Source organism: Treponema peruense (genome assembly GCF_016117655.1).
Lineage (GTDB): Bacteria > Spirochaetota > Spirochaetia > Treponematales > Treponemataceae > Treponema_D > Treponema_D peruense.
Window position 1 is genome coordinate 540,600 of sequence record NZ_CP064936.1, and the last position, 13,033, is coordinate 553,632.

Genomic DNA, 13,033 nt, shown 5'->3' on the forward strand with positions numbered 1-13,033 from the left:
CAGTTCAGCCACTGTTCTGGTTTAGTTTTGATTCAGCCTTAATACGAAATGAATTGAGGAACAGCTGTTCCCTCTGTTTCGTTTACTGTAAGAAGACCGTATTTTTTGTCGGCAAGAAAGGCATTTACTGTATATTCGGTAAAACTTCCCAAATCGCTGCTTTTCTGCGTGTGGATATGCCCTGCCACAAAAGTTTTTGCTTTGTTTCGGTTAAGAAGGACAATAAGTTTGTTTCTTTCGTCGGTATTCTGCATTGAAAAATAAAAGTGACCGTTTGCATAAAGAGGCACGTGAGTAAAGAAAAATTTTGGCTTTGTGTCACCTGAAACTGCTTCGTAAAGGCTTTGCATCTGTGTTGTTCCGAGTGAGCCTCCTGCCGAATCAAGAAAATACCAGCTTATGTTTTTTGTGCTGAATCTGTAAAAGGATGTTGTTTCGCCGAGCACTTCTTTATAATACTTCCAGCCTGTGTTAAAAAGGTCGTGGTTTCCTACTACATTGAATGTGGGTATTCCTAATTTGTCAAGCTTATCCTGAATTTTTTCTTTGTAGTCCCGGAATTCACTTTCGTAACCGTGTTCGGCAATGTCTCCAAGACAGATGCAGAATTTTGGTCTTTGCGAAAGATTTTTGACCGAAGAAAGAAAGTCTTCATCGCGTCTGTTGTTTCCTTTTATGCCTGAATTTGCACCAAAGTGAACGTCTGTTATTACAAGCACTGTATATTCATCACCAAGCGATTGGAACAGGTCAGAAGGAAGCGTTACTTCTTTTATTGAAGCGGCCCTTTCGTCTGCGCGCGACTGCCTGTAAAAGGCTTCTTCCAGTCCGTAACGGCATGAAATATTTGCAAAAGAAAGAATTGCGGCTGCCGCAATGCAGATGTGTGTTTTTTTCATATTCTACAGCCTCATCTGAAAGTATGTTCTGAATGTGGCGCCTATAAAATTTGCGCTCAGTGTCATAAAGTCAATGTATTTTGCTTCAATGTCAATGCCGGCCGCCATTTTCTGTGAAATATTGAACTGCGTTGTAAACTTGAAGTTCGGTGCAAAAAAGAGCATGTAACTGTAGTATGAGTACGAGGACAGGGAAAACATAAACTGAATGCGCTCCGCGGGGTAAAGACCGAATTCCATTTTTGCGGCAAGGCTTTCATTGTTGAGTAAAAGCCGGTCGTCTTCGGAGACAAGAAGATTTGACCTTTTGTGCAGAAAAAGAACATCGGCTTCGAAAGAAAATAATTTTTTTGTCCTGTACTTGAAAAATAATCCCGGAAGAAAGTCAAATTCTGAAAAAACTTTTGGGGTCGAATTAAAGTGCGCAATTATTCCGGGGCCAAGATTGAAGCGCGAAAAAAATGTCGGTGCGTAAATAATCTGTGTGGTTATGTCTGTAACTTCGTTTGTCTGTTTTATTCCGCCTTCAAAAAGAAGCTCTTTGCAATCTATGCCCAGTCTGGCGTCTATTCCGCCGGCTTTGGGAACAAAATCTGAACCTGTTCTGAGTGAAATGCCGCTCTGAACGACAAGAGTCGGGGTCGGTGTAAAAAAATTGACGCTTTTTGCAACGGCAGGCGCTGCGGCAAGTGTTGATGCAAAAAAAACGGCTGTTAACAGGGTGCGTATTTTCACTATTCGTCCCTTTTTGTGCCTGCTGCCTGTACAGAAACTGCACCAAGCACTTTTCCAATGCTGTCATGAATTGCCAGGTCTGCGTTTGAGTCAAATGCGCCTGCATCCCGGTTGATGAGAACGAGTTTTGTTCCGCGGAAGTAGTTTACAAGACCTGCAGCCGGGTATACAGAAAGTGATGTTCCGCCGATTATGAGTGTGTCTGCCTTTGAAATGGCGTCAATGGCTGCGTTTACGGTATTTGTGTCCAGCGCTTCTTCGTAAAGTACAACGTCGGGTTTTATAACGGCACCGCATTCATCACAGCGTGGAACAAGATTTTCGTCTGAATGCGAAAGTATGTAGTCTAGGCCGAACTTTTTTGCGCATGAAGTGCAAGTGTTTCTTAAAACGCTTCCGTGAAGTTCAAGCACGTTTGTGCTTCCTGCTGCCTGGTGAAGCCCGTCTATGTTCTGGGTCACAACTGCAGTAAGTTTGCCTGCACGTTCAAGTTCTGCAAGTTTCAGATGCGCTGCGTTTGGTTTTATTCCGGTTACAAGCATCTTTTTTCTGTAAAACCGGTAGAATTCCGGGGTGTTTGCAAAAAAGAATGTTTTGCTCAGAATTTCTTCGGGGGCATAATCCCATTCCTGGTTGTAAAGACCGTCAACGCTTCTGAAGTCGGGAATTCCGCTTTCTGTAGAAACGCCCGCACCACCAAAAAAAACAATGCGGTGGCTTTCATCTACAATCTGCTGAAACTTCTGTTTTTGTTCTTTTGTTTCCATTTTTTCTCCGGATATATCTATTGTAGCATAAAATACAGAGATTTCAAAATAAAACATTGGATAAATTTATTAAATTGGACATTTTTGAGAAATGGTGGTAAAATATGAGTGCTTTTTTGTGAATTTTATTCCGATAAAGAAGAGGATTTTCAAAGTATTTCCAGAAACCAGGTTTTTGGATATTTACGGTTTGGAGCAGTCTATGAATAAAAAGTTTACAGTTTTATCAGTAATTATGGCTTTTGCATCGGTTTTTGTCTGGGCAAAGAAAGATGTATCAGAGATTTCTGTCGGTGCCAAAAACAGCTGGCAGGAAAAGTTTGATATAAACGAAAAAAAGCCCGGCAAGTACAACATTATGGTTACTGCAGAAGACAAAGCCGGTAATGTGGCCGTAGAAGGACCTTACAATATTTACATAGACCCCGAATCTGACCTTCCTGTAGTGGGAATAACGAATCCTGCCGAAGGAATGCGTGTGCCGGGTAACCTTAACATAGTCGGAACATGTATTGATGACGATACTGTTACCGGCGTTTACCTTGTTCTGGACGGCGATGAAGAAAACCCGGTTAAGGCAGAAGGCACTGAATTCTGGTCATATTATCTTCCTACAACCGAACTTCTTGAAGGACCGCATACTATAGAAGTTTACGGTGTCGATGACGGAAACCCCGGTGCGTACAAAGATGCGGACGGCAATGTTGATGAAACAAAGGTTGTCCCCAAGACAGGCCGCCGTGCCAAAGTTATGTGGCAGCTTGACCGCCGTGCCCCTGTTATTGAAGTTACAAACAAATACATGGGAGAACTTGTAAGCGGAAAAATGACCCTTGCCGGACGTGTTACCGACGGAAACGGCATAAAGAGCCTTGAGTACAGTCTTGACGGCGGAAAATACTATAAAGACGTTAAACTTAAATATTCAAAATACAAGGAAACCGACAAAAACGGAAACTCCGGCGAATGGAGGTTTGAAGTTCCGGTAGATACGACAAAGTTCGGCGACGGGGCTTCTGCCTGCTGGTTCAAGGCAACTGACTGCGCCGGTTCCATAGGAAACTTTGCATTCCTTTATTTTATAGATAATACCAAACCTGATGTAAAAATAGTGTCGCCTGCAGAAGGAGAAGCCGCAAACGGAATATTCACTGTCGCCGGATACGCAAAAGACATTATAGGGCTTTCAAAACTTACATGGCAGTGGGGAAGTGAAACCGGCGAATTTACCCTTACACCGGGAAACCCTTACTGGATCAAAGAAGTCAATTCAATAGGAAAGTCAAAGTCAGAAACCTTCAGTGTAACCGCCGTTGATACAATGGGGAACACAGTTACCGTAAAAAGGGTAATACCTTTGGACCAGGAAGCAGACAAACCTGTTGTAACTGTAGGATATCCTTCTGCGGGAACTGTCGTGGAAGGTTCAGACGGTTCACTTTACCTGCGCGGTTTTGTAACAGACGACGACGGTCCTGCAAGCGTGACATTTTCTGTAGACGGCGGTGAAGAGCATACACTGGACTGTTCCGGCGTATTCTATGCTTCTGTTCCGGGGGAATTTGCAGCCGGCAGCCACACACTTTCACTTTACGCAACAGACAAATTCGGTTTAAGGGGAAACACGGTAACATCTGCATTTGTTTCAAAAGGTTCACCTGTTTCTTTTGCACAGCCTGAATATACTTCTTCCGGAACAAAAACTGCATTTACCGACGGAATGACAGTAAACCCCGAAGCAGACGGAACCTACGGAATACGCGTTTCTTCTGACTGCGGGCTTTCTTCGGTAAGCTGGAGCGTGGACTGGGGCACAACCGGAACAATTCCCGGAAGCCTTACACTTGCCGGCGGTGAAAAAAGTGCATACGTAAGTATTCCGCTTTATGGTGACAACTTTCCGTGGGGCGTTTCAAAAATAACTGTTAAGGCAACAGACATTTACGGCCGCGAGTCGGTAAAAAATTCTATTGTTAACGTACTGGATCTTACAAAGATAAATACTTCTGCACCGGGCGTTTACTTTGACGACTCCTATGTAGAAGAAGACGGTGCAGTTCTGGCAGGAGACATTCCTGTTGCGGGATATTTTGCAGGCGGAACCATCGCTCTTGTAGAAACAGTTCCTGCAATGCGTGCGGTTTCTGTAACAAATGAAGGAAACGTAATTCTTGTTTCTTCGGCCGCATCTTCAAAAGAATTTTCCGTAAGGGTCACTACAGATGCTGGTGCTGTTTACGAGTCACGCGCAATGCACTTTTACGAAAAACCCGTGCTTCCTTCAATAACACTTGACCCGTCTGACTCTTACAATACAGAGCGCGGAATTCCGTTCAGCTTTGAAACAACTGACACCACACTTTCCATAAGCGGAAAAGTCACTTCTGCGGGAGCGGCTACACTTAAGTACAGAATTCTTGCGGTCAGGGCCGAAATGCCGTCTTCTGCAGGAGGTCTTGTTGTTTCTTCGGCTCCTGTAACTCCTACAGAATTTACAGATATTTCATTGAGCCGCCGCGGAAATTTTACGCTGGACAATCTTGGTTTTGATACTTTTGCAGACGGAATTTCTGTCGTGGAGTTTGTTGCAGAAGACGAGGCTGGAAACAAAACTGCAGCCGCGGTGTTTGTAAGAAAAATTCCGTATGCACCGGCTGAACCTGTTGTGGGTGCGGACGGAAAACCTGTAAAAAAAGATGTTCCGCGCGTGTACTGGCTTAGCGGACACGATTATTACGGCGTCTGCGTTTACCAGGGAACAGTCGACTCTGAGTTCAAATATGTGCGTGCAGATGAAGTGCGTGCAGATGCGGCCCCGATGGTATTTACCGTAACACCGACTGACCTTGAGGCAAACAAAAAAGCGTCTTCCTATTCTTCAGAGCCGCTGAGCGTACGTTCTGAAAGCAGACTTTCTGCAGCAATTTCTACTGTAGACGGTGCGGCTTACAAAAACGGAATGACAATTGTTCTTGACAGAAACACTTCTGCAGAAGCAGGCCGCAAAGCCGTTGTTCAGATTAAGTCAAATGCAGCCGTTTCAAATGTTGCATATAAAATAGAAGGAACAGAAACTGCCGGCGGAAACTCTTTGCAGAATGGTTCTGCCGCTGTGAAAACAATTACCGACGGACGCGAATACCAGGCAGAAATTCCGCTTGCAAATCTTCCTGCGGGAATTACAAAAATTTCTGCTGTGGTAACTGATGCAACAGGCGCAAAAAAGACTGCAACAGGAACAATTGTTATTTTAAGAAATCATGCAGTTCTGGACAGTGAGCCGCGCGTTTACTGGACTGCTTCTGACGGCGTGTACTTTGACAGTGAACGCAGTGCTTATGTTCTTAAAGACGGAGCTTCTCTTACAGGATACGCAAATGTTCCTTCAGAAGTTACGGCTTCTGTGCGCGGCGGAACAGCAGGTCTTGAAGTAAGCTGCGAGTCAAAGCTCATTAAGCTTAAGGCAACAGCCGACGGTGTTTACAAAAATGTGGCCGTAAGACTTACCGGAAGCGACGGTTCAAAATATGACGCATCTTCTGTAAATATAATTGCAGATTCAGCATTGCCTTCGATAACTCTTGCAAAGTCCTTTAACCTTAACTTTGTGGGAAGCAAATTCGACATAGAAGGAACGGTTTCTGATGCAAACGGAATAAACAGCCTTGAATATGCACTTTGGGATGAAAAACCTGCCGCTGTTCCGGCTGAAGGAAAATCAAAGTCTTCTGAAAAAACTCAGGCTTTGGAAGAACAGACTGCCGTTCCCGAACCAGTGTGGAATTCTGTCAGGGTTACAAAGAGCGGTGCTTTCTATTCAGAAATAAATCTTGACAGTTTTGAAGACGGATATGTTCCGGTTACGCTGCGTGCAACTGACGGTACTGGACGCGTTTCTTATTTTAACGGAACTGTCTTTAAGGACACAACTGCGCCTTTGGTAAGTGTTATTATTCCTGAAGCCGGTGCTGTCATTAACGGTGAAAATACAATTGCATTCTCTGTAAAGGATAACGGTCTTGTTCAGAATATAGTTTACAGGGACGACAACGGCGCAAACAAAAATTCATTTGACATTTACAAAACGCCTGATATGGTTCCGCTTAAGACAAAACAGGATGATGAAGGTACAGAAGTAAAATACCGCGACGAAAATGACATTAACGTTACGCTCAATTCTTCTATGCCGAATGCCCGCGTCGGAACAAAAATCATGCCTGTCGGTAACGGAATGTCTTTTGTGTTTACTGACGCTTTGGGGAATTCAACTTCTGTAAACAAGTGGGAATTCTCTGTTGACGAAGAGAGCGACAAGCCGCGTGCAGAAATTCACCTTCCCGAAGAAAACCAGGTAATTACTACTGACTTTACGATTACTGGTGTTATTTACGATGATGACGGTCCGTGCAAAGTTCTGTTCAAAATAGATGACGGTGAGTACCAGACTGTTTCTGAAGAACTTGCTTCGAGTTACAAAATAAATGTTCCGCTTGCTGCAATGACAGACAACGAACATACGGTTACTGTTTACGCAGTTGACATTAACGGTGTGCGCGGTGACAGTGTTTCACGTAAGTTCAGGATTTCGCTTGAAGAACCGAAGGGCGGTGTAACCCTTCCCGAAATAAGCAGCACCGTAAAGGAAACTGTTGAAATAAAAGGATGGGCAAGCGACAAAAACGGAATAAGTCGCGTCCAGGTTTCTGTAGATAACGGCGCTACGTTCAACGACGCAAAGGGTACTACGGAATGGTCTTATACTTTTGACACACGCATTATTCAGGACGGAACCCACGTTGTGTTCATAAAGATTTGGGACGGCTACGGAATTACCGGCCTTTATTCTTCGCTTATCAATATAGACAACACTGCGCCCAGTCTTTCATTGGAACTGCCGCTTGACGATTCCAAAACGACAAAAAATATTTTCTTTAGCGGTCAGACAACAGACAATATTGGTCTTACCGATCTTTACATTACGGTAAGAAGTCTTGACAACAAAAAGATTCCGGAGCGTCTTTCAAAGAGAAATCTTGTTCCTGATGAAATTATTTCACAGGCGCTCGATATTTCTGAACTGGACAACGGTTTCTACAATATTGAACTTACAGGAACAGATGCTGCCGGCAATATTACGCGTGTAAGCCGCAACATTCAGCTTGACAAGACAAAGCCGCTTGCAAAGATAGATCTGCTTTATCCTCTTAACGGTTCATCGCATTCAGGCATGTTCAACATTTATGGTACTGCAGTAAGCGAGCATGAAGACCCGGTTGTGAGCATTGACCTCTATCTTGACGGACATCTTGTTCCGGGGCTTGAAAGTGCACAGGTGACCCCGAGCGGATACTTTAAGTTCCTTATGAAACAGACATTTGCTACTGCCGGCCAGGAAGTTTCTGAACAAGATTCTTCTGAAGACGGAACAGAATCTGCAGTTGCAGAGCCGTTTGTTCTTAAGGATGGTGAACACAGGTACCAGGCTGTTGCTGTCACAAAAAGCGGAAAACGCATTATTTCGAATGAGCAGACTTTTATTTACAATTCTTACGGTCCGTGGGTTACGCTCGACACATTCACTTACGGCGACTTTGCAATGAACCGTCCTCTTCTTAAGGGAAAATCCGGTTATGAGGTAAGCCCCGAAGAAGCGGCACTCCTTAAGGACAAAGCCACGCCGAGTGAAGTAAAAGCTGCCATTGCCGCAAAAAAAGTACGCCAGGTTTTCATAAGCTTTAACAACGGAAAGACTTACGAGCCTGTTTCTGACGTTAACAAGGGTGCATGGCAGTACCGCGTTGAAAATCTTGATATTCCGGCCGGACTTCATTTTATGCTCATCAAGGCAGAAATGTATAACGGTGAAAATGCAATGACTAGGGTTGTTGTACAGGTAGACAGAACGCTGCCGTCAATAAGACTCATTTCACCGGGCGAAGGCGGAAGATACAATCAGGAACTCAAGTTTGACGGTCTTTCTTCTGACAACATTGACCTTAAGAACGTAAATCTTTTCCTGCGCAAGGGAGACAAGGCTTCTTACGAGGTTCCGGGATTCATTCAGGGACTTTACTTTGATGTTTCTATGTGGGGCGCAACTTTCTACAACGTGGGAATAGGCCTTACGGCCTTTGACAATGCCGTTAAAGTTCAGGCAAACTTCGGACAGTTTACGCAGGAACAGAGAGATATGGTAAGTGAATTCCTTGGCCTCGAAAAGTCATACCTGCGATTTGGCGGAAACGTAATAGGAGCGAAGATTATTGCACAGCTTGCGTATATTCCGTTCAGATATTTCTTTGGACGTGACTGGGACTGGTTGAGCGCAAGTGTTTCTATAGGCGCAAACTTCTCTTACTTTACTGATTCGGGTGCCTCTATCGTAACAGGCGAAAAAGTTCCGCAGATGCTTTCTGCTGCCCTTATGCAGGTTGAATTCCCGCGCGTGACTATACAGAACTGGAAGATGTTCAGAACCTGGTCGCTTTATGCCGAACCGCAAATCTGGTTTATTCCGTCTGATATTGCCAGCGATGATGCCCGCAAGTACTTGTTTACCGCATCATTCGGTTTACGTACAAGTGTGTTTTAATATTAAGGGGCTGCGGGGCAGCCCCCTTAATATTAAATAATATTTCGTTATGGCTCTGTGGCTTGCGTGCTAAAGACAAAAACTTTCTTATATTGTATAATATACGAATAGCAAAGTTTGAGGTAACAATGAGCAACGAACAGGATGACAATAAAAAAAAGGACAATGATCCTTACGACTTTTTTAAGCTTTCGATAGATGATCCAAAAGACGACAAAAAGGGCAGCAACGACAAAAAGCCAAAAAAGATGCCGTTCTGGACAATGCTACTGGTTCTTGTGGGAATTCTTGCAGTAGTAAATCTTCTTTTTGTATCACGCCCTGACAATCTTATTGACTTTTCTGAATTCAGAAATTATGTAGAACAGGGAAAAATTGTCCGCGTAGAACTGGGCGAAAATTATTTTATAGGCTACGGTTCAAACGCTTCTGTTCCGGCTGCACAAAAGAATTTTCCGTTTTTGGGAAGCCAGGCCGATTCTTCAGAAGTGTACAAGACAAGCGGCGTCCTTATGGAAAGTTTTATAAAACTTCTTGACGAAAAGGGCGTGGACTACAAGTTTGTTACAAGACAGAATAATTATTTTATACAGCTTCTTCTTAATCTCATAATTCCGTTTGGCTTTATTTTCCTTATGTACTTCTTTATCTTCCGCAAAATGGGCGGCGGAATGGGAGGCATGGGTTCTATTCTTGGCGGCGGCGGCAAGTCAAAGGCTGTTGATGAAGGCAAGGTAAAAACACGTTTTTCTGATGTAGCCGGTGTTGATGAAGCAAAAGAGGAACTTATGGAAGTTGTTGATTTTCTTAAATCCCCAAAAAAATATACTGATATTGGCGGTAAGATTCCGAAGGGTGTTCTTCTTGTAGGACCTCCGGGAACAGGTAAAACACTTCTTGCCCGCGCTGTTGCAGGAGAAGCAGGCGTTCCGTTCTTTAGAATAAGCGGCTCTGACTTTGTTGAAATGTTTGTCGGTGTAGGTGCCAGCCGTGTGCGTGATTTGTTCAGAACTGCCCGCGAAAAGGCTCCGTGCATTATCTTTATTGACGAACTTGATGCCATCGGCAAGAGCCGTGTAAACAATCTTGGCGGAAACGACGAGCGCGAACAGACTCTTAACCAGCTTCTTGTAGAGATGGACGGTTTTGACAACGAAAAGGGGCTTATTATTCTTGCAGCCACAAACCGCCCTGACATTCTGGACCCGGCACTTCTTAGACCTGGAAGATTTGACAGACAGGTTCCGGTAGAAAAGCCTGACGTTCAGGGACGCGAACAGATTCTGCGCATTCACGCAAAGAATGTAAAGCTCGATGACGATGTGGATTTTGTTTCTATAGCACACGGAACTACAGGATTTGCCGGCGCAGACCTTGCCAACGTGGTTAATGAAGCTGCGCTTCTTGCTGTACGCAACGGACACAAGAAAGTATGCATGGACGACTTTAACGAAGCAATAGATAAAGTAAGCATTGGTCTCAAGAAAAAGACGCGCAAGGAAAATGAAAAGGAAATGCGCCTTGTTTCTGTTCACGAAACAGGACATGCCCTTGTCGGTGCCTTTACTCCGGATTATCCGCCTGTAAACAAGATTACGGTTGTTCCTCGTAGCCATGGTGTCGGCGGATTCACCCAGTACCGCGAAGAAGAAGAGAAGAACTTCCAGACAAAGAAAGACATGCTTAACGAAGTAGACGCTCTTCTTGGAGGACGCGCTGCCGAACAGATTGTACTCGGTGATATTTCTACAGGAGCATCAAACGATATTGCTCAGGCTACAAATATTCTTAAGCGCATGATAATTGATTTTGGAATGAGCGACCGCTTTCGCAATATGACGCTCGGTAAGGGTGTGCTGGGTAACGCCGGCAGCGAACCTGTTCTTGTACGTGAATTCAGTGAAGATACGCAGAAGTTTATTGATGACGAGATTGCGCGTGTAATGGATGAGCGCTATACACACGTTCTTTCGCTTCTTGAGTCACACAAAACACTGCTTGACTATATTTCTTCGCGCCTTCTTGAAAAAGAAACCATGGACGGCAAGGAATTCATGGAAATAATCAAAGCAGAAGACCACTGCAAGGAACTGGAGTCGGCGGCAACCGCGAATGCTGCTGCCCAACAGAATGGTGGCGCAGAAAATCTTCCTGCAGTAACAGAAGAAAAACCGGCGCGAAAGCGTGCTTCTTCAAAGAAAGCAACTTCTGCCGCAGAAAAAGACGCGGGCGCAGAAACAAAACCTGCCCGCCGTGGAAGAAAGCCTGCAGCAAAAAAAGAAGATAAATAAGACAGACTTGTCTGACAAATGTTTTTTCAAAGGCCCTGTTCCGGTTTGGTTCAGGGCCTTTTTTTATATCAGGAATTCTTGTTGTGCTCAATAAATGTTTGTTGAAATTTCTCTAAAATGTCCAAAATACTTGTATGTCGCTTCGCGACGCTAAAAAACAAATCATTTCATACTTCCCCGTCCTCCTTCGCGCATTTTAACTTTCCATAAAATTGAACGATTGAGCAAGTATCAACTTGCGATTGAGTACAATTCGTACGCGTGAGCGTACACGTTAATAAGGGCAGTTGTGCAACAACTGAAGTTTTCATGAACAACGCTATTTGAGTTGTTCATGAAATACTTTCCATAAAATTGAACGATTGAGCAAGTATCAACTTGCGATTGAGTACAATTCGTACGCGTGAGCGTACATGTTAATAAGGGCAGTTGTGCAACAACTGAAGTTTTCATGAACAACGCTATTTGAGTTGTTCATGAAATACTTTCCATAAAATTGTACGATTGAGCAAGTATCAACTTGCGATTGAGTACAATTCGTACGCGAGAGCGTACACGTTAATAAGGGCAGTTGTGCAACAACTGAAGTTTTCATGAACAACGCTATTTGAGTTGTTCATGAAATACTTTTGCTAAGGGGTATCTTTTTAAAGGCAACGTCTTCCCGCGCGGACGTTGCGTTTACAAATACGCTTACATTACGCAACAAATCAAAGTTCAAAAATTTCCTAAAAAAGTTAGCATAAATTTTATCCAAAACAACAAATCAAAGCCTATATATATAGTAGACACAAATGTGTTAAATAAAATATAGGCAGGTAAGAAAAATTAAACCTATAGAAGAATTGACTTTTGCGGATGACTTCATGTTCGGGAAAGTGATGCAGGACAGAGAAATTTGTGCAGGTGTGATTGAGCGGCTTTTGGGAATAAAGGTCGGTAAGATTAAATACCCGAAGCTTCAGAAAGTAATTGCGCCTTATTACAGCACTCACGGCGTACGGCTTGATGTCTACGTAGAAAATAGCACAACAGTCTTCGATGTAGAAATACAGACGACACCGGTGGCAGCACTCGGAAAGAGAATGCGCTATTACCAGAGCATGATAGACATAGACCACCTTACGCAGGGGAATCCGTATGACGTACTTAAGGAAAGTTATGTCCTGTTTTTGTGCAAGAAAGTGCCGTACAAAGAAAAACGCAGTGTTTACAAATTTGAGCGTACAAGCGAAGGTATAAGCGCAGGTGACAATTCGCACTGGATAGTTTATAATTTGGAACAGAGTAAAGAAGAAAGCGACGCAAGCCTTCGTGCATTTATGGAATACGTGGGCAGCGGAAATTCTACAGAAAACGATGCTTTGGTAGAACGCATTGCGCATACTGTAGAAAAACTTAAAAGGAACGAACTGTTCAGGGACGAATACAGGGCAATGAATTTACACGATTACGACAAGTTATCACAAGGAAGAGCGCAAGGTCGCAAAGAAGGAATAGCGCTGGGACGCCAGGAAGGAATAGCGCAAGGGCTTCAGAAAGGAATGGCTCAAGGACGGCAGGAAGGTATATTGATGACTGCACGTGGATTGATAGAAATAGGTCTTTCTCTTGAGCAGATTACCAAAGTGACAGGCCTTAGTCTGGAACAGGTCACCGCGCTTAAAGATAAGAAGTAGAACAAGACGCGGGCTTGCGTGCATTTATGAAGTACGTGGGCAGCGGAAATTCTGCAGAAAACGATGCTCT

The 13,033-nt window shown here is 43.9% G+C and carries 6 protein-coding genes; 3 read left to right on the plus strand and 3 right to left on the minus strand.

Going from position 1 to position 13,033, the window contains the following annotated elements:
* Positions 1-38: 38 nt before the first annotated feature.
* Genes IWA51_RS02695 through IWA51_RS02705 form a run of 3 tightly spaced genes read right to left on the minus strand, consistent with a single transcriptional unit; the run spans position 39 to position 2,401 of the window.
* Positions 39-899 carry a metallophosphoesterase family protein gene (locus IWA51_RS02695; protein WP_177528324.1) on the minus strand — a complete coding sequence of 287 codons (861 nt, stop codon included), beginning with the start codon at positions 897-899 and terminating at the stop codon, positions 39-41.
* 3 nt (positions 900-902) lie between these two features.
* Positions 903-1,634: a hypothetical protein gene (locus IWA51_RS02700; protein ID WP_177528325.1), complete on the minus strand. Its 732-nt coding sequence runs from the start codon at positions 1,632-1,634 to the stop codon at positions 903-905.
* Positions 1,634-2,401, minus strand: coding sequence for an NAD-dependent protein deacylase (locus tag IWA51_RS02705; protein ID WP_177528326.1), 768 nt, complete (start codon positions 2,399-2,401; stop codon positions 1,634-1,636). The genes IWA51_RS02700 and IWA51_RS02705 overlap by 1 nt, the downstream gene beginning before the upstream one ends.
* Before the next feature lie 202 nt (positions 2,402-2,603).
* Here IWA51_RS02705 and IWA51_RS02710 point away from each other — a divergent pair, with 202 nt between their 5' ends.
* The 3 genes from IWA51_RS02710 (at position 2,604) to IWA51_RS02720 (ending at position 12,963) form a co-directional block, all read left to right on the plus strand.
* Positions 2,604-8,993 (plus strand): Ig-like domain-containing protein, encoded by a 6,390-nt coding sequence (locus tag IWA51_RS02710; RefSeq protein WP_198443056.1) that lies wholly within the window; start codon positions 2,604-2,606, stop codon positions 8,991-8,993.
* Positions 8,994-9,121: 128 nt separating this feature from the next.
* Positions 9,122-11,284: an ATP-dependent zinc metalloprotease FtsH gene (gene ftsH, locus IWA51_RS02715; RefSeq protein ID WP_198443058.1), complete on the plus strand. Its 2,163-nt coding sequence runs from the start codon at positions 9,122-9,124 to the stop codon at positions 11,282-11,284.
* An 866-nt stretch (positions 11,285-12,150) separates the two neighbouring features.
* Positions 12,151-12,963, plus strand: coding sequence for an Rpn family recombination-promoting nuclease/putative transposase (locus IWA51_RS02720; RefSeq protein WP_268969397.1), 813 nt, complete (start codon positions 12,151-12,153; stop codon positions 12,961-12,963).
* Positions 12,964-13,033: the final 70 nt, after the last annotated feature.